Below are 25255 nucleotides of genomic sequence, written 5' to 3'. Positions count from 1 at the left end.
ATAGTGGATTATTCGGCATACAATTCTAACTGAGACAGGGCAGTAGTAGGCTGCACGAATGAATAGTGGATTTTTTGATTTTCCCGTACCAGCCGTAAGCCTTCCAGAAGAATTTTATCCGTAACAGCCAGCCCATCTTGAACTACATAGATGTGAGGCAATTCAGCGGCAATAGTAATTTCCTTTGACCGTAATACATTCTCTTTGTCCACTACATATACATACTTCTTATCCAGAACTTCAAAGGTGGCTTTCTGCGGGATAATCAGGGCATTTTTAAGAGGTACGGTCATTTGTATATTCCCTGTTTCTCCGTGACGTAAGAGGCCATTGGGATTTGGAAAGGTGGCCCTGAAAGCAATATTTCCGGTTTCATTGTTAAAATCGGCTTCAATGGTTTCAACTATTCCTGGATACTCAAATTGTTTATTATTAGCCATGATCAGGTTTACTTTCATCATGCTGTCTTTCTTAACCTTGGTTTTGTATTCCAGGTATTCGGCTTCGGGAACATTATAATACACCCACATTTTAGAATTGTCTGACAGGGTAGTAAGCAAATCCCCTTCATCTACCAGGCTTCCTAACCGCACCTGAAAATGATCCATGATGCCATCAAAAGGCGCTTTAATCTGCGTGAATCCCAGATGAACCTGGGCTAATGCCAGTTCAGCGTTTGCTTTAGCTAATTTGGCTTTTGCCATGGCCAGTTCATTGGGAGCTACTACATTACTATCGGCAAGGGATTTAGTATTTTGATATTCGATCTGGGCAAAATTAGCTTCGGCCTGTGCTTTCTGCAATTCGGCCTGATAGAGCATAGGCATGATCTGAAACATGAGTTGCCCTTTTTTTACAAACTTTCCTTCATCTACAAAAATCTTTTCTAAGTAACCTTTTTCCATCGCTCTCAGCTCTATATGCTGTATAGAGTGGATTTGACTTACATAATCTTTGGTAATCAATGTGTCTTTATTCAAAGGACTGGTAACCATAAATTTGACTTCTTCTTCCTTTGCTTCCGCTTCTGCATCTTCAAAATGACAGCTTGTCTGGCACAACAAGGCACATAATCCGATTAGCATGAAAATTCTCTTCATAATTATTATTCTTTTAAAACAATATAATTTTATTAATAGGTATTGGGTGAGGTGCAAATACAACATATACTTGAGTTGCCTTAAGTTGGCATACAAAGCTTGATATAATGCATTAAACGGGCATTAAATGTATATTAAAAAGGCATTAAATGATGATTAAAAAGAGATTAAAATTTTCACTCTCCGTGATAAATTTGCACTTTTTATAGAAGACCATAGAAAAATGGTCGAAGGACTGCGATTAAAATTAAATAAAACGGAATGAAAAGGAGTGCTTAGACAGTCTAAGAACACGTGAGGATTATTGTTTCATATCCTGAACACCTGAATAACAAGATGCCACCTGAGAGGTGAGATATTAGAAATATGCTTCCGGAAAAGAAATCCTTTGTTCAGGTTTCGGAAAAAGTATTCAAGTATCCGGGCGTAAAAAATAGAAGTAACATAATAACTGATTTCTGTATACTTCCTGGAAGAGAGAGATTCATCTTCCTCCACTTCAATATCAGCAAATTGTGTTACCGGTTTTTGTTGAGTACCAGAAGTGGAAGGCTTAGTAACAAACGTCTGATCAGTTTGTATTATGCCAGAGTTAACCTGTTCTGATGCTGTAAGATTGTCTGTTTGGGAATAGAAAGCACTCTCTTTAGCTGTATGGGCGAAAATTTGACTATATCCGCTCAACAAGAGAATACACAGAAACAAAAAAAATCTTACCATAAACTTTATCATCCGGGCCAAACTTTACAGCATAAAGTTAAATGTACAGGCAAGAAGTGGATAGCAAACATACACAATTGTACTTTAACTATACCCAATGCTTACGATGATATTAATAAAAAAGATACATCTTTGAAGAAACCTATTTTGGGTCGAACAGGTTCCTTGCATGTAATATATATCAGTTCAGGTCAGATCAGATCAGATTTTTTATTTTTCAAATCATTTATCGTTCGGTTGAGGCTTCTGAGGGTAACCTGTTTTTTCTTAAGGCAATCCGTACAGCTTCAGTTCCGGTGTGGCAATTCGGCCGCTCGAATAAGTGACATTATGTATATCAATAGTATGGGTATTCAGATCAAGTTTGTTGGCGATATATTTATAAGACAATCCCTCTAATAGCGCAGGCAGAATTTCCAACTGTTGTTTAGTTTTATATAGATTGGAACAACTTGTGCGTATAAAAGTATTGAAAATCAAAAATGAGAATGAATAGCACATTTTATTATTCATAAATTCTTTATTTTTCAGAATAGGAATTGCATGTTATAGTACGAAAATTCATTTTCAAATATCTGTTGTTTTTACTACGTATTATGGATAAAGAACATCTATATACCTTAACTATTACCTGGACCGGAAATACAGGCACTGGTACATCCGGCTACCGGATGTATGAAAGAAGTCATCGGATCTCAGCTATCGACAAACCTGAAATTTTAGCTTCTTCGGACCCGGCCTTCCGGGGCGATAAGCAAAAATATAACCCAGAAGAACTTCTTGTTGCTTCGCTTTCCAGTTGCCATATGCTCTGGTTTCTGCATTTGTGTGCCGATCAAGGAATCATAGTAACCGATTATGTAGACAATCCAAGTGGGAAGATGGTAGAAACAGCAGGCGGTGGCGGCAGATTTACAGAAGTGACCTTGCACCCCATTGTCACCATTTCTACGCCTGGCTCCCTCTATCAGCTAGATGAATTACATAACCGGGCACATCAGCTTTGTTTCATTGCCAATTCTGTTAATTTTCCGGTAAAACATTTGCCTCAGGCAAAAACTAATTAGCAGGTGATCTAATCTATTTTATTAATATTGCACTGTTCCAACTATGTATCTGTGCCAGTTTTATATAAGCATCCAGAAAATGGGTTAAGATTAAAATCACAATAAGTATAGGTAATTACGATAGTCCGGAATACTTTATACATGCTTTTTCACATAATCAGGCGTTCTTTTTTCCACAAAAGCAGCTAAGCCTTCTCTTCCTTCCGCATGGTTGGCACTTTGAATAATAGCTTGCTGTTCAGCTAATAACTGTTCAGTTAACGTGTGAATGAAAGATTCATTGAGTAACTTCTTTACTTGCCCTATGGTATGGATCGCCTTTAGTGCCAATTCTTCTGCCAGTAATTCAGTTTGATATGAAAGAGAAGTATTATCTGCTACGTAACTGATCAGTCCTATAGTATGTGCCGCATTTGCGGTTACAGGCTGATCTATAATAATCAATTCCAGAGCTTTACCCAGGCCTATAAGCCGGGGAAGCGTAAACGTGCCACCAGCAGGCAAAGATAATCCATAGGTCGGGTTTGAAACTTTCAGGTAAGCCGTTTGAGACATAATTCGGATATCACAAGCCAGGGATAAAAAAAGTCCTGCACCAGCCGCTGGACCGTTGATGGAAGCAATTACAGGTTTTGCCATAATACGAATGACCTCAATACATTCATGCAAAATGGAAGTTAATGCCTGAAAAGAGTTACCGGGCTGTAGTGGGTTGGCTTCCAAGGCAAATTTTAAATCTCCACCAGAACAAAAAGCCCGGCCATTACCAGTTAAAACAATTACCCTTACGGCAGGATCTGCAGCAGCTTTTTTTAATTGTTCCAGTAATGCATCTGCCATTTCTATATTAATAGCATTTAATACTTCAGGTCGATTTAAAATCAACGTAAGGGTATGATTTTTCCGGCAAGCCAGCAATGTCGGGCTTCCGGTAGAAAGGTTCAGCCGACTATCAGCAGCATCCTTAGAAAAATCGGTTGTCAGATCTGATGCGCTTTTCTTATTAGTAATAACTTTAAATGGATTAAACAGGCTCCGGATATTTTCCTTTAAAGATAATAGTGTTGGAAAATGAGAAATTAAGTTCATGTGTGTTTGTTGTCTGTGTTTAGTTAAGTTATAGCATTTCAATTATAGTGTCTCAAATACCTATATCTGGTATTAGCAACTCATATCTATGAGAAGTGATTGGCTTTTGCGATCGTACAAAGATAGAAGTTGTAAAAAAGGCAGTAAACTGTCGAAAGTAGATAAAAGGTATACAGGCAAGCTGATGAGGTATATTTAAAGTATATTTGCCCAACATACATGTATAAGCATAACACTTTCTGCAAGTCAACTTATTGATCTATCTGTTGAACTACACTTATGGTTAGTATATCTTAAGCAGGTAAATATTTATTAACTCGGAATATCTAAAATGAAAATAAAACAGCCCTTAGGATAAGTACCTAAGGGCTGTTTTAACTTTAATTCAAAAAGATTTATCTATCTAATACTGTTACTTTACAAGCAGTTTTTGTTGATAAGTACCCTTTCCTGTGGATACTCTTACTACATACATGCCAGTCGCCAGGCTATGACTTGGTTGTACAGAAGCAAAACTTCCATCTGCCATGGTACGCTGAGCATATACTTCTGCTCCTGCCATGTTAAGTAAAGTTACCGTAATTTCTCCTTTATAAGGAACTTGTATATACAACTGCTTACCATCGGAAGGATTAGGATAAACTTCAAACTTTTGGTTTACTTGGTCCGAAATATGAGCAGATACTATTTTAGAGGCACCAGAGGTATTATCCTTATCTACTTGTTGAAGTCTGTAATAGTTAACTCCGTTGAGCGGCAGTTTATCAAGATAAGTATAAGTACGTACCTGTTTTGACTCACCAGCTGCCTGAATCGTTGCTATGTCAGAAAATCGAATACCATCAGCGCTTCTCTGCAAAATAAAATGGCTGCTATTGTGCTCATTGGCTGTAACCCAGTTCACTCTTATTGATTTATCTACTGGTGAAGCTGTTAAATCTAATAACTCAACAGGCAATGGATTGAAAACATTTAGTGATCCAAACGTGAATGGACTAAATGTACTTACTGCATCAGAAGTTAAATATCCATAATCATAAGAGAAACCTGGCTCTGCAATTGCTCCTGAACCGGGCCCTTCCGATTGCCATTGACCTGATTTATAATGTGCTACCCTCAATTGATTCCATTCTGCCGGATCATCAGAAACCCCGGTATAGCTTGACCAGAACAAAGTTACCTGACCCGCGCTTGTGCCTGTCGGACGGTCCATCATCCAGTATTCCAATAAACTTACGTGGTCGAGGGGAGATTTTACACTTGAGCCAATTGCTGTATAAGGGTTCTGCCTGAAATATTCCCCCTGAACGTTGTAGCGCTTGTAGAAGCAGGCTTAATACCAATTTCTCCTAAATTACCTGACTTACCTGTTGGGAAAGTAAAATGATTAGTAGTATTTGTCATTTTAGCAATGGGGCCGTTAATATGACTTGCATCTGAACCTCCTGACACATATGCACTTGAACCAAAAACGCCTGAACTTTCATTAAGCGTTAACAAGTTAGTGTTAGTCGTATTAATAATGCCATTTGTCAATATCAGTGCATTCGAACCACCTGCCAGTAAAAGATCTGTACCCAATGTTACCTGGCCTGACGTACTTCTGTTCATAGTCAGCCTGGACAAAGTCCGATTGCCACTTGTAAACCTAAGCGTTCCTGCATCTCCTGTCCCATTGATAATTAAACGTGAAGTATTGCCTCCAGTAATAGTACCTGTACTGGAAGAAATATCTCCATTGAGGGTAAGAGTATTCCCGTTCAGTGTTAAAGTATTGTTAGTTTTGATGTCCAGATTAGTGTTAATTGTAGCATCATTTGCCAGCGTTACTCCACCGGAAAGTACTGGGTTCTGGTTGATGACAACTTTTGTAAATGGACTTATACCACTCACTGTTTGTTTGGTGGGTATTGGAGATGGTGCCAGTGTAGCAGTACTGTAACTGATAAATGTAATTGTAGCAGCATTGCTTGCAGACGTTAAATTAGTAATTGTACCGTTATTAATAATATCTCCACACACATTCAGATTACGGTCGGCATTGATAGTAAGTGCTCCGCCAGCATCTATATTTACAGTACGGGCTACTGCACCATTCGCATTGATGATAGGATAATTAGGTGCATTCGCCGGAATATCCACATCATCTGCGCAGGTAGGCAACAGTCCAGGACAAACACCCCAGTTATCAGAATTGAACCAGTTTGTTGAAAAACCTCTCCATTTAAACGTATTTGCCGGAGCGAATGGTACGGCAAGAACCGCACTACATTGATAAAATTCAATATCATCTATTCCAATATCATTGCCGGAAGCGGCAGAACTAATATTAGCAATCGCTAAATCAAAAGTTGTTAAACTACCTGAATTAATCTGTATAGAATATTTTGCCCAACTACAATTGCCGGTAAATCCTGATATGATATCCTCTCCTACCCGGTTACAGTTAATATACATTCCAAACACTAAGCTATTCGCAGGGCCTGCTAAACTTATGGCGTTAAAGGTAAGCACATAGTTGGTATTTGGAGATAAGCCAGACAAAGTCTGTGACCACACTATCCTGGTATTCGAAGCATCCGCATTAGCAATAAGCATGTTATTCCCAGACGCATTACAAAAAGCATTATGATAATAATTCGGATCTGTTCCTATTGAATATAATCCCTCAGGATATAAATTATTGGCTGTGTAAATATAATTTGTATTAAATCCTACTCCACTGTTGCCAAACGAAGCCGGGTTAGAACCGTAGGCAATACCAGTATTGCTAGATATTGCATTGGAGACAAGTGTGAGAGATGTAGCATTAGCAATAGATGCAACCGTGCCTATTAACGTGTTATCAGCTCTTTTAATCAAATCGCCTACTTTAATTTGTGTATTAAATGAAGTTCCGGACCCAGTAACAGTTGTACTAGCTGTATTGGTTGTAATCGTTCCAGTATATAATGCGCTATTAAAATTTGATTTGAATTTAATATTAGTGTTACTGGAAGAGGCATTTCCAGTAAGAATTAACGTGGTATTGTTTGTTATTGAAGCGACAGTACCTAACACACTGTTATCATTTCTCATGATTTGGTCACCCACATTTACTTGCTCGGTAAAACGTGTGTTTGTGCCGGTAACAGTAGTGCTTGCAGTATTAGTAGTAATAGTTCCAACCAAAGGAAGGTTGTAATAATTTGTTAAATAATCTTTATTAGCAACACTATATTTGGAGTTAGCTGTTAATGTTAATTGTGTGTTACTGGTAATTGAAGATATTGTCCCTAACAAAGAATCCGGACTACTGTATAAACGCCTTCCCACCCTAAGTTGCGTAGTAAACGAAGTTCCCGTACCTGTAACTGTAGTAGATCCCGTACTTGCCGAAACTTTCCCAGTTAAGGTATTGTCGAATTTACCATTGGTGATATAATTTGTAGGGCCGGTTGTACAATTAATATAAATAATTACTTCATTGGTGATTGTGTTGATACAGCTTCCAATACTAATCTGGCATACCACATAATAAGTGCCCGGATTTCCTGAGGCAAAGTGTGACCCTGTTGGGGTATAGGTTTGTCCTGTAGCACCCGGAATGGCTGTAAACCCTGAGCCTGAAGAAGTACGGTATCCCCACTGGAAGCTGGTAGCTGATGAAGTTTTAAAAGATATGGCTGCATTTGTAGAAGCCGCATTACTTGTTAAAACCAGCGAATTGTTATTTGTAATCGATTGTACCGTACCTATTACCTGATTATCGCTCGATCTTTTCAACAATTTTCCAACAGAAATTTGTGAAGTGAAAGAAGTTCCCACGCCCGTGACAACATTACTCAAAGTAGTAGTAACTATTGTTCCTGTTAATGCACTTTCAGCCGTATTAGCGGTAAGCATAGGGCCATTACCAGAAGGAAGCATAGACTGAGACAAGCCTGGGGATACAAAATACATACTTACCCCATTATTTATTCCAGTTTGTATACTTAGATCAGTGCTGATTACTCTATATCTATAATTAGTACCCAGATAATAGGCAGGAATGAGTGCCTGCACCGTACCACTTGCAGCAGTAGACTTAATATTAGTTCCACCAATTATTAGAGATCCACTATTAAAGTTCCCGTTAACATCTGAAAGTTGAACTCTGAACTCATTACCCTCATTAAAACTTGCTGTAGCAGCAGTAACTGTACCTGGATATGTTGCAGTATAATCAACATTAAGTGTATATCCTGCCGTATAACAAGCCATAGAGGCTGTATTGATAGTAGCTAATGGATTAATGCGTAAGTTTTTTAAACTAATACTACCAGTACCATCATCCATTACAAACTTGATTTGATTGATGGTCTGGCTTACATCTTGGAACTGAAGGTTATTTGCTAATCTAGTGGTATTATGCCATAATTCGCTCAAACCAGTAGCTAAATTGTAACTGTTTCCATCAGGGCCGGTATAATTTATAGGGGCACCTGAATTATTAATCACCCAGGTAAAATTTTGTCCCAGGTTCAAATTATCTGCACTGGTGTAAGGAGTACCATCAGGGCTGGTGACAGAAATCTTGTTGTTTATAGTAGTCAGATTGAATTGCAAGCGGGCAGCAGCCGTTGGTTTTAAGGCATCATCTCCTAAATTACTACCCAACATCAGCGTTCCTGCTCCACTTGTATTCTGTACTGTAGAATTCACTCCAAGTTGGAATTGAATTACTGCCGTATTAGGAACCGGGCTGAACAATTTATTTCTGAAAGCATATACACTGCCTTGACCGTTTCTGACAAAAGTAATGTCGCTGGCTGTGTTTGTTATAATATTACCAGCATCAGCAGAAGCCTGATATCTGTCAAACTTGTTTACTATGGATGAACCTGTAATTGTACCAGCACTAGTATTGTTAAAAGCTCGAGAAGTAGTAGAGGTTGGAAAAACAGCAGGAACAGCTGTTGTGTTATTGATAAACTTTCCATTCGCTTCAATAGAGGCTGATGCAATATAAATATCGGTTCCCGAAGCTGTAAGTGTTCCGCTCGTAATATATGCATTTGTAATCTCTGCATTTGTAATTATTGTAAAGGCTGAACCGGTACCTGTACGATTTAAGGTAAAGTTTTGAAGACTTCTACTTGCGGACGAAGTCTGATTAAATCGTATATTTCCATTAACATTTTTATTGTCTCCATTGATAATAATAGACGATGTGGAAGAACCTGTAAATGTACCAGATGAAATATTCGAATAATTTCCATTAATAGTTAAAGTTCTACCATTTAGATTTAGACCGGTTGTAGCAGAACTTGTATTAATTGTAAAACTTCCATTTACAACAGGTGTTGCACTAGATCCAAGCGTAACCAAAATGGCAGGTCCTGTTCCAATTGTTAGGTTATTTAAGGCTGTTGAAGAAGTAGGTAGTTCTGGCCCTGTATTGGGCTGAGGGCTATATGTAGTGGCTCCTGTATAGGTTACATTCACTCTATTATTAAAAGTGGGAGCAGCAAATATAGCTGAAATATCACCTCTACGTATAATATTGGTGATAGCATTACCATCTTCACCCATCGTTATCGTGTTTGAGTTGGTAATATATCCAGATAATAAACTTAATGTACCTCCATTATAAATAGTAACGTTACCTGCTGGGCGAAGTATCCCTCCATTATTTATGCCACCTTTATTAACGGTCAAATTCAACAGGCCATTAGTAATAATAGGTATATCTATATTAACTCCTGACGATCCTCCAATGATTAAACTTGATGTTGTTCCTCCCATAATCGTACCGCTGCCAATAAAAGTAGATCCATTCAAGGAAAGCGTATTACTGCCAATAGATAAGGCACCTGCGGTAAATGTGGCTAAACCAGACACATTCAAATTTTGAGATAAGCTTACAGTTGGAGTAGCAGCTGTATTATTAATTGTGAAATTTATCACAGTGCCCGGTATTCCATTTCCGGTAACCTGAGGAGCAGTGCCATTATACGTGAATGAACCTGAAGTAAGCGTTCTTGTGCCACTTACCCGTATACTTCCTACACTTGTGCCCGAATTGATACCATCTGGTGAAGCAGTTATAATCGTTCCACTCAGCGTGAATGAGCTTGTTCCCATTACTGAGGAAAGACCTGCGTTTAATGTACCTGCAACCGAGGTGTTTCCATCTACTGTTGCATCAAAACCACTTAAGGTTAGCGTTGCTCCGGTGTTAATTGTTAGTGCATTACAAACACTCACAGCAGCGGCAAGCGATTTTATACCTCCTCCGGAAATAGTTAAATTAGCATAATCTACACCTGACATCACAACCTGGTTGCCAGTACCATTATAGTTGATTGTGCTATTACAAGTACCCGAGTTGATAAGATTCGCAATAGAATTTGATGAAGCGCCTATATTTAATATATGGGCCAGACTTCCTCCACTCATATCAATGGTACCCAACCCAGACATATTTCCGGTAAGCGTAAGCGTTCTGGCTGTGGTTCCGTCAAATTTGAGTGTACCATCTACATTTAAAGGCCCGCCAATTGTTTGATCCTTTTGTAAGGTAACTATACCAGGCATGGCAACAGTAGTATTAGAATTAAAACTTAATATGCCACTACCTGTTATATTCTGATTTCCGGAACCACCAAAGGTGATTATATTTGCAGAAGAAGGATTAAAGGTAAGAGTCCCTGTTTGTACAGAAAGATTTCCCTTTATATTAATACCGCCAGTTAGATTTACTGTCATAGTACTCACATTAACTACTGAAAAATTATCAACCGTTAATCCATTTGTACCGATGGAAGTCTGAGTATAGCCCGGAGCATTGATTTCAAAGTTAGCATATGTTCTTCCTGCAAATGAAGGTTCGAAACTTGTTTGACGGTGACTATACAAGCTACCTGTATTAAATTTTATCTTAGAATTAGGGATTGCTTTTGCAAACGGATTTGCTCCGCTTTGTTGAATATAAGTCGACCCACTTTCAAATACCACAGTTTCATTGGTTCCCGTAGAAGTAAAAGCATTACCCGTACTATTCTGGGTAAATGAAGATCCATTTTTAAAAACAATAGCGCCGGCATCATTTGCATCCAATGAATGAGGACTTGCTGCACTTGTATTTCCACTGAATATGATATTCCCACCAATATATGCCGTGGCTCCAGCTGCTAGCTTGATATTTAAACCATTTGTTGTATTAATTTCAAGTGTTGAACCAGCCTCTACAATTAAATCTGGGCCTGTTCCCCCTCCAATAGTAAGAGTGTTTCCAGAAGTATTAGCCTGAAGAATAGCATAGGTATTATTCTTAATCCGTATCTGCCCAACGTTTTGAGTAGGAATATTGGTTAAAGTAACCGTTCCCCCATTTTTGATAATAAGTGTATCTGCAGTATTTGGGCTATTTCTATTAGGGCTCCATTTGTTACCAGTAGCCCATGAATTATTACCTCCTTGCCAGTCGTAGGTAGCCTGCCCATAACTTGATTCTATTAATAGTAACGTTAATATAATACTCAACAAGCCTATTACCGGCCTTTTTATGTTCCTTAAGTCAGGCATTAAGGTTTGGTAAATTTGTGTCATAGTTATGGATAAAAAAGTATTAGCAAATAGTGTTTAATTGAATGTTTATCATTGATTCTTACCTCGTTATCCTCATCTAAAGAGATAAAGGGCTAGTTCATTTCTATTAGAAACAATCAGAACAATGCTATAAATGGTATAATGATAATTAGGCTTATGGGCTTAGATATTAAGAAAATGGTGTTTTCCATAATCCTTTGGTTATCAGTGTATATTTCTTTGTTCCTAATCAAAAGAAATCATTCCATCTATTATTTCTTTTTACAAGATGCCTATAACCTTACGTAGGTGGGGTCCTTAATCAATTCGCTTTAAAGCTGAATTCAATCTGATCAATACTTCAAATACGCTTTCCGTAATAAGCTACTATTGACTTTATGAATATTTGAAGTATTGATATAGCCTATTTTAAACCATGCGTGGTGAATCCCAGCAATTATCTAATAATTTTGATGAACATATTTGAGCCCTTTTGCTTTCGCTAATCCATAGTTCACGTTAACTTAGGCTGACTCAACTTAGCCATCGTATTAAAAGCCATCCTTAAAGACAATAATTGGTGCAGGCATCAGTTCATTTCTGGCTTCGATGTATATCATTGTAGTAAACTCATTGATTTTAAGTCAGGCTGGTTTACCATTCAGTGGAGTACTTATGGCAACTACATTAGTCTATTTGTTGCAGCCTGCCGATGGGTGGGTATGGCAGAAATCCTATACTAGTAGCCCAGGCATGGGACTTCATGCTTTCTTTACTTATACTGCATAGGAATGGGCATTCGCTGGGAGGTAGCTTTGCCGTTTCTGGTTAGGCATCCTATTTCTTTTAAAATCTGTATTTAATATCCGGACCCTTAGTGTTAAAGCAATTCCCCAGAACCCAGATATGCCATTGCTTCCGGAATCGGGCTTTTTATACCTTTAATTATACCTATAAGCGGCTATTCTATTAGGTGGATGGAGATTGATACACCATTGGTAGAGTGGAAAGGCTTTGCTCCATGCCTGATTATAGCCTTATAATAAAACCGGACTTTGCAGAATCGCTGTAGTTGGCGGTATGGCCAGTGATTTTTGACTTTGTTTTTACAGATTTGGTTGAAGTCTATCTACTTTTGTAGGCTTAGCAGAAGCCGCTCAATTATTCGATGAATAGGGATACAAAACCAGTCTGATTGCGATTGTAGCTGCTTTTCTATTTCCTTCTCCCTACCTTTCAGTCCTGTCCATATTGCCACTGCGCCAGCTTTGATTCTGGTAGAGGTTTTATGATAAAAACACTTACTAAAATCAACTGGAATCAGTTGGATGATGGCCTATTAGCTTTTCAGGCTATAGCTGTTTTATTATTCAATCTTACAAGGTTTTATTTATGAATTTCCCTTGTAATTATTGAAATAATCGCTGCTTTGTAGGTTTATGATTCTTGTTTACCAATAGTCAACTTATTTGTAATCCATAACAAAAACAAGGCATTGAAAACCAATGTAAAAGGGATAACCGATATATTTTTAAAGAATAATATAAAAGCCCACACTGAAGCCTGATCAGAAATAATCTGGTTTGATTTTAGGGTAGCATACAGGCAAGTTTGATAGGCGGCGTAATCAATGAGAAAGTTAATAACCCAGGCAGATAAAAGAAAAACGGTCATATTAGTTAACAGGCTCAGCCACTGATTTTTTAATTTTTGGAAGGCCGTATACCAGCTTTTCTTTCGGCTATCTGAGCTGGAAAATATCCTGATTAACTTTGTAAAGCCACTCCGGACATTTGATAAACCCAGCGCATATAAAAATATAAGCACCCTGGCAGATTCTATTACTATTTCCAGTATTACATTCGAAGAAGGCGAAATAGGTCCAAATGCTTTCATCTGTACGGCCCGTCCAATCGCCGCTACGAGCCCAAGTCCAAAAATTGTAAAGAAGTTTGCCTTGAAAAACCCAACTGATTCTGAAAACCAGAATAATTTTTCTGGCCATTTGCTAGTTCGTATCATAAGTATTTATTTGCTTTTGATAAGTTAAAAAAACATTTATAAGTATTCAGATTGGTATAAATCTAGAATCAGCAGTATTCATTTTACCTTGCCAGTGGATCAGGACGTAACTGGAATTTAAATACTTTGCTTGTATTACCTTTACCTCCTTCCATATGAAAAGGTGCTCTTGTACTGATAGTGGCCCACAATCCTTTTCCTTTCCAGCCTGCTTTCGGATCATCAATGCGCCCATCCATCCATTTGGTATAAAAACCCATCGGATAAGGTACCCGGAGAACCACCCATTTTCCATCTTTAAGTGCCAGTAATCCTTCAGACTCATTTCCGGTATTGATTGGAGTGTTTTCTCCCAGACCAAAGGTATTGAATTGATCTACCCAGGTATAATAGCTGGACTCAGCACTACCTTTGTAATTTACTCCCTTTAATTGTGGCAAAGGTTCTGTATAAAAAGTCCAGCCTTCAGCACAGTGCTGGCCTGTTGCGTTAGGCCCATTGAGCGTACCACACTTCTTCCTATCGAAGCTAGCCATATGGCCACTCGCCAGAGCTACCCAGGCAATGCCATTGCGGTCTATATCCATTCCCCTGGGAGAAAATCCTTCAATAGGTGCCCCTTTCGCATCCAGAGGCAGTTCATAATATTCTACCAGTGCTGTTTCAGGAGGATTAGCACCTGGATTGAGTCGGATAATGCCACCTGGATAGCCGAGAGTAGATCCCCATACAGAACCATCTGGTGCCGGAGCAACAGAATACAGCCCTTTGGCAATCCGCTTGTCTTTTTTGGGATCTATTGAATCTTTTGGTTCCACATATTCATCCCGTTTACCGTTTCCATTTGCATCCAGAATAAGGGCAGTCCATCCTTGTGATTTTTCTTCATCACCGGTTTCCAGGTATTGTTTGGTATTCAGCCAGCCTATCACTTCCCCACCACCACTTGTCCAGAGTGTATTATTCTGGTCTTCGGCAAACATCAGGTGGTGTGTGCTGAAACAGGTACTGATATGGGTATATTTTTTAGTGGCAGGATCATAAAAACCCAGATGGCGGCCTGCCCTGTTTACCGGAAAAAGTTTAGCTGAAGGTAGATCAGAACCTGTTTTACAGCAATCCGGATTATCAGCAGGGCGAACCGTAGCCGTAATCCATAAACGTCCCTTTTCATCCAGCATGGGGTTGTGTACATTGGTCTTGCTGTTCCAGATCGCTTCTGTTCCCCAATATGGAGAAGGCTGCATGACTACGCCCGAAGACGAAGGTGTACTGGTATCGCGAACGGTAAGAGGAATACGGCTGGTTGTATGTGTTTTAGGATCTAACACGGGTATATAATCGGCACTTACTTCCAGGGCTCCATACACTGGTCCATTGGCATTTACAGTAGGGTTTCTGCGGTCTGTAGAAACTACATCATGCAGGTATGCTTTTGGATCTGCCCAATCCCACTGGGTAATCACTACATTTCGCTCGATTCCCTGCGGCCTGGGAGGTGCCGGAGGTAATTCACCAGCTTTAATGCGTTCTGTCCAGTCGGCAAACATCTTTAAGGTTCCATCTCGTCCAACCTGATGAATAGCAGAAGTCATAATAGCGCCCGCCTGGCCTGATTGCAAACGCCGTTCCCAGGCTTCCACCGGAGACTTAAATGTGCCCAGTGATTCACTCAGTTTCCTGGTTCCCTGGCTTCCCAATTGATGACAAGCCAGGCAAGTACCTGATTTAATATTTGAAAGGAATTTTGCCTGTGTACCTAACATGGGTGAAAATCCATTGCCTTCTGCCCCTTCCGCAGCAAAATTATTTTTATCAGGCACATTCAATAGAGAAAACCAGTACCCTGCCGGATAATACTCGGCAGCGGCTTGTGGCGTAGGGGCTACCACTGCTTCTAAATTGAGTTCTTTTCCAGGTTTAGCCGTTTTTTTCGGAGAATCTACCAATCCATATCCCCGTACCCAAACTGAATAACTGGCAGACGGAAGTTCCGGAATAAGATAGCGGCCATTGTCATCGGTTACTACAATTTTGGCATACTTGGTAGGAAGGTCTGTTGTTTCGGCAATAACCCAAACGCCTGCTTCCGGGCCTTTTGGACCTGTAACCACTCCTCCTATTTCTCCCTCTTTCACCTGTAAAGCCGTTGTATTGGAAGGTTGACAGGCATAGAATGTTAACAAAAAGCTCAATACTGTACCATACAACAGGATGTGCATTGTATATTGCTTCCCTTTTTCAAACAGAATAATGATGGATTTCATAGGTTTTAGGTTAGGTTTAAAAAGCAGAAATTTCACCCAAATAAAACAGGTTAGCCAGTTTACTCATTTTTAGAATGTAAGTCAACAACTGGTAGTAACTATCCTTAGGCATCAATTATTTTTATCGAATATACCTTTTATTTTTTCCGGTTGTATCTACCAAAAATACACATCTATATAGTTTACTTTTTCTGACTCGTTCCATTAAACACATAAGAAATCCTCAACACCATTCTTCAGATTTAACCCTTATATAATACTAAATTTTATGCACTCACTGACAGAACTCATACCTCTACCCCTCAAAGAAAAAGCGCAATATGTGTGGAATCATGGGATGTATTGCAACAGTAGCTGGGAAGGAAAATACAGGGTAAATTTATATTGGCTGGGCACGTTTTATGCCCAGGTATGGCTGGATAATCATTCCAATCAGATCAGAGGAATTGTAGTAAGAGAAACTTTTCATAAAAAATAAAACAATACTTAAATTAAAATAGTAAGATAGCACCTTACAAAACCCCTATCAGTACAATAATTTGAACTTATCTCTCAATAAGACACTTCTCATTCCTGAAAAATCGGATATTGAAAGAGACACGGTAGCTTCTACTTTTCAACGCCTGGGAGGCAGCGTAATGCGTTTAGGAAAATTCTGGGAGAAACCGGCCAATTTTGAAGGAAAACAAATAGCTATTTATGGGAATGACACGTTTGCAAAGGTGGTTGCCCAGGTTTTTGAGGTCCAGCTTATCTCTCCTGACGATTCATTTATTGCCCGGCTTTCTCAACAATGGCTTAAGAGATTAGTAACAATTAAAACTATTGCTCAGTTGACTGAGAATGATTTTTCTCGTTTTGTTAAGCTGGTACTTCCCAAACAATTCAAAGCAAATGTGTATAAAAACCGATCATATTTAGCAACTGAAATCACAGGGCTTAATACTGATACAGAGGTTTTGCTTTCTGAGATAATTGAAATTAATGCCGAAGCCAGAGCTTTTATATGGGATGGCAGATTAGCAGATTTAGCATTATATGAAGGATCAGCTGATCTGGAGGAAGGTAGAAAATTTTTAACAGATTTTATAAATAATCATCCTGATCTACCCAAAGTATTGGTTGCAGATATTGCGTATACTATAGAAAATGGCTGGTTTATCCTTGAGTTTAATGCCTGCTGGGGAGCCGGTTTAAATGGTTGTGACCCTGAAAAAGTTCTTGCCTGTATCCTGGAAGCAACGCAGAATTAAAACAAGTCGCAGCCACCCGCGAAATAAAATAAAATGGGCAATAGTTATCGATATATACTACTTATAAATTTATCACCATTATTGTGTAAATGATGATCCTACCTGTTGAAGTATAACCTTCTTACTGAAAATCAATCTTTCAAGTACAGCAGCAAATATTTTTTCATTATCAAATCAGGTAATAAGGGATTTAAGCATCTGTCATCTGCTATTCAAGAACTTACCCATTACTATTAAAAGGAAAACACTTCCCTGTTCACCTTTTGTTTACAGTTTTTTTAGCCTTGTCAACACACGGTATACCCTCAAAATTAGCATAAGGCAGTATGCTGTCTTTACCTTTGTTTCGTCTTCCAGTTTATCCAAACAAGCTTTTAAATTGGAAGCATGAAAAATAAATTCTACTAAACTGTATTATGAAAATCCTGCTGTTTACCATCTCATTCTTATTAAGTACGCTATCACTCTTATTTGCCCAGGCAATACATTCATCCACCGATAAAACAACTCTATCAACAACGATGCATACCACCCCTACTTCTGAAGAAAAAGAAATGATTCTGGAACACATACATGCTGCTTTTCCCGAATCAACATCTGTTCCTAGTGCCCAACTTCAAGGGTTAATAGTTAAAGCCTGGCAAAAAGGATTACAATACGAATTTAATGAACTAGAAGACCTGGGTATTTATGTAATGGCTACCTACGCACTTGGCGACAATTTTGAGGAAAATGTACGGGGAGCCTTGCGGCTTCTGGAAGATTCTTCCCTCACTAGCCGTCAGAAAGCAGACCGGCTGGAAACTTTGGCCAGACAGGAACTTTCTAAGCGGGAGGAATATACAGAGGGGCATCGGGATGTTCGGGACATAGAATCTCAGGAAGCTGCCATGCAGGCCGCTAAGGTTTCGACAGATGAATATACTGAAACACAGAATAGTTCGCAGCCTTACCGGCAACTGGCCATCTGGGCTGTAGATAAACTGCGAAATGGAGACATGACTGCTGTACTGCAGAAATTCAGCCCTACCGTGATTGAAAAGGTGGGTATGCCCAAGGTTGAAATTATATTCCAGGAAAGGATATTGCCTATGTTCACCTCAAGCACTGGAGTCAGCGTTTCCACAGATGTAGGTAAAACACGTGATGCCTTTGGTCATGAAGGGTTTGTGTTTTTTATGGATCTATCTACACCGCAGGGAATACAACCAGTGATGGTAATGGTATTGAAAGAAAATGAGAAACTGGTAATTGGCAGTCTGGCTCACGACGAAAGAAAATAAATGTTTAGCTACCAGGTAAGTAAGAACATATTCATTTCAGGTTTCAGGCAGTATAACCTTGCTTAGAAGCATACAGTAATTTTAATAAAATTTATAAATTACCTGCTTGAATCTGTACTATCGTTACGCTTTTGAAAACCAGTCAAACTACTAAGGAAAGAACTCAATCAAGAATAAACCTGGAACACTTGTTCCCCCTTCTGGGAACTATTTCCTTGTTGAGTTCTTGTGTCATACTTTCTTCTAAAAAGTATTTCTGGAACGATGAACTGTACTCCTATTATTTACTGGCAGATACTTCTTTTAGCCACATGCTGGGGGCTTTTCACGATAAAATCAACAATACACCCATCATATATTTCGCAGCTGGCTGGTGCTGGGATGCCGTTTTTGGTTCTTCAGAACTTTCGCTAAGGTTGTTTTCTTCGGCAGGCATGTGTATAGCTTTATTCATCACCTGGCACACCTTGCGATACAACTACAATTTTTTATCAGCGGCTATAGGTACATTAGGTGTATTTTGTACTTCTCAGCTTATTTTAGATCAGAATGCAGAAGCCCGTATGTACGGGCTTTTTTTAGCGCTTTTTGCCTGGGCATTTTATCATTACGAAAGTGCGTTAAAAAACCCTATATCCATTAAAAAATATAGATTCTTGGGCTTCCTCATACATGCATTAATTATTCATACCCATTTGTTTGGGTTATTTTATAGTGGTGCTATTGTGATCGCCTTTATTGTCCGGGATACTTATTTTCGGGATCATACGCCAAAAAATTATGTACCCATCCTCCTTAGCTGGTGTACCTTTCTGTTGTATCTCCCCTCCTTCTTGATTCAATCGGATGCCGGAAAACCCCGAACCTGGATTCCTGAACCCACTTTATATGAACTTACCAAATATGTTTCTCTTTCCTCTTCAGATTTTGTACATATAGGAATATTTCTCTCACTAGTTCTAATAGCCGGATTACAGTTTTTAGTATCCTCTTCTCACCCGGCATTCTCCGAAAAAAGTATTTCCACCCATGAGAATACTTCCAAAATTTCATCCTTGATTCTTGGATATATATTACTTTTTATTCCCTTATTTATCTGGCTGTTTTCTAAAATAATCAGGCCCTTATATCTTGAAAAATATATGATCGGCAGTACGATAGGCTGGACAATCATTATTGCCTATACCTGCTCAACACTTCTTACTGATCCTAATCAGGTATTAAAAAACTCCTACGCGACAAGAAGGTTTATCACCTATGGTGTAGGCATTTTATTGCCAGGAATGCTTCTATTGGTACTATTAATTAATCCGGTGAGGTTTGCTTATACTTTTCCCAAAGATACCCTGCCAGGTAGTATAGATTCTTCTTTTGGCTATGAGGATCTTCCGGTAGTTGAACAGACTTCCCATCAGTTCATGCGGAAAATACATTATTCTCCTCAGAAAAACAGGTATTATTTTATATTAGACTGGCAAGCGCCTATAGATGAGAAAAGTGGCCAGTTTAGTCCACAGGAATACAAACACCTGGATGCTTTTAAGAGAAACTATCCCAAAATCTTTGAAAATAATATTATGAGCAGCCAGGATTTTTTAGCTAAGTATGAACGGTTTCTGGTGATGGATTATGCAGCGTATACACGCAAATGTCCCTTAAAAGCAAAAGGCATACATAACTGGCAGGATATCCACTGTCCGCAATGGGTAGAAATGCGGCTTTTGAATAATGCCAGTTATAAAGTTACACACCTCGGTGTCAGTTCGGAAGAAGCGGTACTTTTGGTGGAAAAGCAAAAATAGCTATTGGATGAGGTGTATCTTTGATGCTTGGCAGATGGCGACAGCTTTAATTTCTTATCAAAGCCGTTATATTCCGGCTTTTAGCGCATATGGTAAAATAAGAAAGTTTACCCCACATTTAATAAACCTCAGTACTGGTAGCGTATCGAATGAGTTTATCCTCCTGGTTCTTGCGCAAATACCCACAAATAATCTTTTGAATATCCCGGTTATGGGCATATGGCTTCACAAACTTCCGGACCTGCTCAATACTTAGGCCATCGCCTGAGGCATCAAAATACCCGAACCCTTTATACACACCTTTTTCAACACAGATCACTGAGTTTTCTCTTTGAGTCCGGCCCTTTCCAATGATTACAAAATTTTCCTGCTGAAAACTAAAACTGTCGATCGCTTCCTGCACCCTTGCATTGTAAATTTCTGGCAATTCTTTGCCGATACATGCTCCCTGGCAACGCTTTAACTGGTAATCAAAACAGGGGCCTTTGATTTTATGCAGGTTGCACATTTTCAAACATAAAGTAAAGGTGGCCACTTTCCGGTACAGGAAATTCTGGGCTTTCATGGCACTTGGCAACAAAACCAGTGCTTCTTCATTAGTATGTTTGATATGCTGGGCATACAGGTTTACATAGCCGTTTTTATCAATCTGCTGGTAAATGCCATAAAACTCTCCGGTCCTCTTCTGGGCAGAATTATATTTGGGTAATATCCGCTTGATCTCATCTGATTCCAGCAGCAAAGCGACCAGTTCGCTGCCGGTAACTTCGTAAGTAATATCCGTAATGCTATTCTTGAATTCAATAGATTTTCGGCTTTTATAATCCATAGCAAAATGGCTCATAATGCGCTTGCGAATGTTTTTACTCTTTCCCACATAGATCACATTTCCCCGTTCATCATGAAAATAATATACCCCGGCTTCTTCGGGTAGTGCCATTACCTGGCTGGCACTGATCTGCGGTGGCAAGGTCTGGGATCTGATTTCTCCATCAATCAGGTGAGTAAATTCTTCGGGCTTGTCCAGGCGGAGTATTTTGTCGAATAATTTGCTGGTGGCTTCTGCATCTCCCAGTGCCCGGTGGCGGTTGTTGAGGGGAATTTGCAGGCTATTGCAAAGTTTCCCAAGGCTATAAGAGGGCAGCCCGGGAATTAGTTTGCGGCTCAATCGTACGGTACAGAGCGTTTTGCGCTGGTAGTTAAACCCAAGGCTGTGAAATTCTGATTTGAGAAAGGAATAATCAAAACGCACATTATGCGCTACAAACACCTTCCCATCGGTGAGTTCCACAATTTTACGGGCTACTTCATAAAACCTGGGCGCCTCTCTCACCATATCATCGGAGATGCCGGTAAGCCGGGTGATCTCATAGGGAATCGGCCTGCCTGGATTAACCAGGGTACTATACGTGCCGGTTACTTTTGATCCGTCGTGCAGGACAATGGCGATTTCTGTAATCCGGTCATCTGAAGGCCGTCCTCCTGTAGTTTCTATATCAACAATGGCGTACAAAGCAGGGTAAATTAGATGGTGTATATGTTAATATTCTAAATTACTATAGCCTGCGGAAAGTTCAAAATAAAACCACGTCCTTACGGGAACGTGGCAAAAAATTTAGATGGTTTGTTTAACGAAGCTTTATAAGTGTATATTAAATTGAAGTTATTGTTAAAACTCAGATTAAGCCACGTATGCTTCCACTACCATCGGCTTGAAGGAGGGCATTTCTATATCCCAGACCGGAACCTGCCGGAATTTAATACGGACAATACCTGTATCTAATGCCCTGATCTGAAAAATATCATCCTGCTTGTTTCCCGGATGAGAAAACAGATCGGAGCCGGAATACACTTTCTCCACCTCTACTACGCCATTTTTGCTTACATCGTACATCCAGATGCAGCCCGGATACAAAGAACTTTTGAGAGAGATAGTTGTTGCATCTCCAATAGACAAAGCGATACCCTGTGTTGAATTGTGCGGAAGAATGGCCTGGCTTAACATACAATGGTCTTATTTTCAGTAAATTTCGGTAATAAACTCCCGCTTGTCAATACCGAAAATTCGGGATTTTTTCTCCCCCATTTTTAATCTGTTTTTTTAATGCAGGTCAGCTCAACTCTGTAAGTATTTCATTTAACTCACTCATGATCATGGCAGTAGCCCCCCAAACTGTATATCCTTGCAGGTCATAATACGGTGCCTGGATGGTGATAGTATCCCTCACTACTATTTCTTTAGATCCTATTCTGGTTACGTCCTGCAATTCATTTAGGGGCACTTCCAGCAAGCGGTCTACCTCATAAGGATCAATCTTAAAATCAGGACGTTGCCTAATAGATCCTACCACTGGTAATACCAGAAAATTACTTGCCGGTACATACAGTTCAGTCAAGGCTCCCAGAATTTCAATCTGCCGGGGAATAATTCCTATTTCTTCTTTCGCTTCCCTGAGTGCTGTTTCTATTAATGTTTGGTCGCTTTCTTCTCTCCTTCCTCCCGGCAAACTCACTTGTCCGCTATGAACCCCTTTGTATACCGGACGAACCATCAGTGGAATGTGGATGATATTTTCAACCGGATAAAAAAGAATCAATACAGCACTAGAACGGGTATCATCGTTGGGCTGAGCTGGCAGTCGGAGTATACTTCGCAAGGTACTTGCCATTTTTACTTGTGCAGCCGGTCCTGGCAATGTCTGTTTTAATCGTTCTTTGATCTTTTCAAAAAAAAGCTGGTGCATATAATCAATTACGAATTACGAATTACGAATTACGAATTACGAATTACGAATTACGAATTACGAATTACGAATTACGAATTACGAATTATACTATTTTATTTATTCATTTTCTCCTTCCGGCCTTCTGTAATACTATAATTCCATCATTTCATTCAGCCCTTTCTGTCTTTGAGTCATTCTATCATTTTCTCTCTCTTTTATGTACTCTTTTTGTTAATTTGGCAGTGGGCAAACAGTGAAAAAGTGAAAAAAAAATAGTAAATTTACAAATTACAAAATGCTTCTGCCTTGAAAAAAATAAGCATTTTTCTTGATTTGCAAGGCGGTTCTCACCTTTATAACACAATATATTTCTATGAGTGAAATAGCAGAAGAAAAAAAGACCAGTAATTACTCCGCAGACAATATCCAGGTGTTGGAAGGCCTGGAAGCTGTTAGAAAACGTCCCTCTATGTATATAGGTGATACTGGTGCTAAAGGCTTGCATCACCTGATATGGGAAGTGGTAGATAATTCTATTGATGAAGCATTAGCTGGTTATTGCGATAGAATTGAAGTAGTTATCAATGCTGATAATTCTATTACTGTTTCCGACAACGGACGAGGTATACCTACAGACTATCACACCAAAGAAAAACGTTCTGCCCTGGAAGTTGTAATGACCGTATTACATGCCGGTGGCAAATTTGATAAAGATACCTATAAAGTTTCCGGTGGTTTGCATGGTGTAGGGGTTTCCTGCGTAAATGCACTATCCACCCATTTAAAAGTAACGGTCTATCGCCAGGAAAAGGTTTTCCAGCAGGAATATAACATTGGTCACCCGCTGTATCCGGTAAAAGAGATTGGCGTAGCAGATCGCACCGGAACTACAGTAGAATTCCTGCCAGATGCGTCTATTTTTACGGTAACAGAATATAAATACGAAACGGTAGCCACGCGTTTGCGGGAGCTTTCTTTCCTCAACCGGGGTATCCGCATTACACTTACCGACCTGCGTACCCTAGACGAAGAAGGCAACCCTACCTATGATGAATTTTATTCGGAAGGCGGCCTGAAAGAGTTTGTAGAATATTTAGATTCAACACGTGAAAAACTCATTCCTGAGGCTATTTATATAGAAGATGATAAAGGCAAGGTTCCGGTTCAGGTAGCCATGCACTATAATACTTCCTATTCTGAAAATGTATTTTCGTATGTAAACAACATCAATACTATTGAAGGTGGTACCCACGTATCTGGTTTTAGAGCGGCTCTGACGCGTACGCTGAAAAGTTATGCTGAAAAGTCCGGCATGCTGGATAAACTGAAAATAGACATCAGCGGCGACGATTTCCGGGAAGGTTTAACGGCTGTTATCTCTGTAAAAGTACAGGAACCTCAGTTTGAAGGCCAGACCAAAACCAAGCTGGGCAATTCAGATGTGGCTGGTGCGGTAAGTGCCTGCGTAAGTGATATTCTCAACCATTATCTGGAAGAACACCCTAGAGAAGCCCGGGCTATTGTAGGTAAAGTTATTTTAGCTGCTCAGGCCCGTCATGCAGCCCGCAAAGCACGTGAAATGGTACAGCGGAAAAGTGTGCTCAGCGGCACTGGTTTGCCCGGCAAATTAGCTGACTGCTCCAATTCTGATCCGCACATTTGCGAACTCTATCTGGTAGAGGGAGACAGCGCCGGAGGTTCTGCCAAACAAGGCCGTGACCGGAGCTTTCAGGCTATTTTGCCTTTGCGTGGTAAAATTCTGAATGTAGAAAAAGCCCAGGAATACAAGATTTATGAAAATGAAGAGATAAAAAACATGATTACGGCACTGGGCGTAAGCTTTGGTACGGCGGAAGATGACAAGGCATTAAATATGGATAAACTCCGTTATCATAAAGTGATCATCATGACGGATGCTGATGTAGATGGAAGCCATATCCGTACCCTGATCCTGACGTTTTTCTTCCGTTATATGAAAGATCTCATTGATAAAGGCTATGTATACATTGCCCTGCCTCCTTTATACCTAGTAAAAAAAGGAAAAGAAGAGCGTTACTGCTGGAATGAAGACGACCGGGACAGAGCTATTAAGGAAATTGCCAAAGATGGCAAGGAAGATACGGTGAATGTGCAGCGCTACAAAGGTCTGGGTGAGATGAATCCCGAACAATTATGGACCACTACGATGGACCCCAAATACCGCAGTCTAAAACAAGTAAGTATTGATTCTGCCGCCGAAGCCGACCATTTATTCTCCATGCTGATGGGCGATGAAGTAGCACCCAGAAGGGATTTTATTGAAAAAAATGCAAAGTACGCTAAAATAGATGTATAGTGTTTGGATTTGTCAGGAGCAACCAAATGAAAAAGGGGGC

16 protein-coding genes are annotated in these 25255 nt (G+C 39.6%); 6 read left to right on the top strand and 10 right to left on the bottom strand.

Features of this window, described 5'->3' with window-relative positions; genetic code table 11:
• Window positions 1-8 precede the first annotated feature (8 nt).
• Both GXP67_RS32600 and GXP67_RS32595 read right to left on the bottom strand, forming a co-directional pair.
• Complete coding sequence (locus tag GXP67_RS32600; RefSeq protein WP_162446990.1) at window positions 9-1100, bottom strand: efflux RND transporter periplasmic adaptor subunit; 1092 nt, start codon at window positions 1098-1100, stop codon at window positions 9-11.
• Window positions 1101-1409: 309 nt separating this feature from the next.
• On the bottom strand, window positions 1410-1820 hold the full coding sequence (locus GXP67_RS32595) for a hypothetical protein (protein WP_162446989.1): 411 nt from the start codon (window positions 1818-1820) through the stop codon (window positions 1410-1412).
• 596 nt (window positions 1821-2416) lie between these two features.
• Between GXP67_RS32595 and GXP67_RS32590 the strand changes: the two genes are divergently transcribed.
• Window positions 2417-2887, top strand: coding sequence for an OsmC family protein (locus GXP67_RS32590; RefSeq protein WP_162446988.1), 471 nt, complete (start codon window positions 2417-2419; stop codon window positions 2885-2887).
• Between the two features lie 135 nt (window positions 2888-3022).
• Here the strand turns inward: GXP67_RS32590 and GXP67_RS32585 are convergent, their stop codons facing one another.
• From GXP67_RS32585 to GXP67_RS32565, 5 genes are all read right to left on the bottom strand, one after another.
• Entirely contained in the window at window positions 3023-3976 is a 954-nt protein-coding gene (locus tag GXP67_RS32585) for an enoyl-CoA hydratase/isomerase family protein (protein WP_162446987.1), read from the bottom strand.
• A gap of 412 nt (window positions 3977-4388) precedes the next feature.
• Window positions 4389-5192, bottom strand: a complete 804-nt coding sequence (locus GXP67_RS32580; RefSeq protein WP_162446986.1) for a T9SS type A sorting domain-containing protein — start codon at window positions 5190-5192, stop codon at window positions 4389-4391.
• A 38-nt stretch (window positions 5193-5230) separates the two neighbouring features.
• Entirely contained in the window at window positions 5231-11548 is a 6318-nt protein-coding gene (locus tag GXP67_RS32575; RefSeq protein WP_162446985.1) for a hypothetical protein, read from the bottom strand.
• A 1416-nt stretch (window positions 11549-12964) separates the two neighbouring features.
• Entirely contained in the window at window positions 12965-13549 is a 585-nt protein-coding gene (locus GXP67_RS32570; RefSeq protein WP_162446984.1) for a hypothetical protein, read from the bottom strand.
• Window positions 13550-13632: 83 nt separating this feature from the next.
• Complete coding sequence (locus GXP67_RS32565; RefSeq protein ID WP_197901601.1) at window positions 13633-15816, bottom strand: carboxypeptidase-like regulatory domain-containing protein; 2184 nt, start codon at window positions 15814-15816, stop codon at window positions 13633-13635.
• A gap of 268 nt (window positions 15817-16084) precedes the next feature.
• On the opposite strand from GXP67_RS32565, the gene GXP67_RS32560 reads away from it, so the two are divergent.
• From GXP67_RS32560 to GXP67_RS32545, 4 genes are all read left to right on the top strand, one after another.
• The gene (locus tag GXP67_RS32560; RefSeq protein WP_162446983.1) at window positions 16085-16294 is read left to right on the top strand and encodes a hypothetical protein; all 210 of its coding nucleotides are present in this window, start codon (window positions 16085-16087) and stop codon (window positions 16292-16294) included.
• Window positions 16295-16355: 61 nt separating this feature from the next.
• Window positions 16356-17069, top strand: coding sequence for an ATP-grasp domain-containing protein (locus GXP67_RS32555; protein WP_162446982.1), 714 nt, complete (start codon window positions 16356-16358; stop codon window positions 17067-17069).
• 416 nt (window positions 17070-17485) lie between these two features.
• Entirely contained in the window at window positions 17486-18352 is an 867-nt protein-coding gene (locus tag GXP67_RS32550) for a hypothetical protein (protein WP_162446981.1), read from the top strand.
• A 131-nt stretch (window positions 18353-18483) separates the two neighbouring features.
• The gene (locus GXP67_RS32545) at window positions 18484-20154 is read left to right on the top strand and encodes a glycosyltransferase family protein (RefSeq protein WP_162446980.1); all 1671 of its coding nucleotides are present in this window, start codon (window positions 18484-18486) and stop codon (window positions 20152-20154) included.
• A 118-nt stretch (window positions 20155-20272) separates the two neighbouring features.
• On the opposite strand, the gene GXP67_RS32540 is transcribed toward GXP67_RS32545, so the two are convergent.
• The 3 genes from GXP67_RS32540 to GXP67_RS32530 all read right to left on the bottom strand — a co-directional run bounded on the left by GXP67_RS32540 (window position 20273) and on the right by GXP67_RS32530 (window position 22898).
• On the bottom strand, window positions 20273-21667 hold the full coding sequence (locus GXP67_RS32540) for an exonuclease domain-containing protein (protein WP_162446979.1): 1395 nt from the start codon (window positions 21665-21667) through the stop codon (window positions 20273-20275).
• 168 nt (window positions 21668-21835) lie between these two features.
• A complete protein-coding gene (locus tag GXP67_RS32535; protein WP_162446978.1) occupies window positions 21836-22159 on the bottom strand; it encodes a protease inhibitor I42 family protein in 324 nt (107 codons plus the stop codon).
• A 106-nt stretch (window positions 22160-22265) separates the two neighbouring features.
• Window positions 22266-22898 (bottom strand): NUDIX hydrolase, encoded by a 633-nt coding sequence (locus GXP67_RS32530; protein ID WP_162446977.1) that lies wholly within the window; start codon window positions 22896-22898, stop codon window positions 22266-22268.
• Between the two features lie 355 nt (window positions 22899-23253).
• On the opposite strand from GXP67_RS32530, the gene gyrB reads away from it, so the two are divergent.
• On the top strand, window positions 23254-25215 hold the full coding sequence (gyrB, locus tag GXP67_RS32525) for a DNA topoisomerase (ATP-hydrolyzing) subunit B (RefSeq protein WP_162446976.1): 1962 nt from the start codon (window positions 23254-23256) through the stop codon (window positions 25213-25215).
• Window positions 25216-25255: the final 40 nt, after the last annotated feature.

The organism is Rhodocytophaga rosea, assembly GCF_010119975.1.
In the GTDB taxonomy this organism is placed as follows: Bacteria; Bacteroidota; Bacteroidia; order Cytophagales; family 172606-1; genus Rhodocytophaga; species Rhodocytophaga rosea.
The sequence above is the reverse complement of the archived record's forward strand: the minus strand, read 5'-3'. Positions and strand labels throughout refer to the sequence as shown.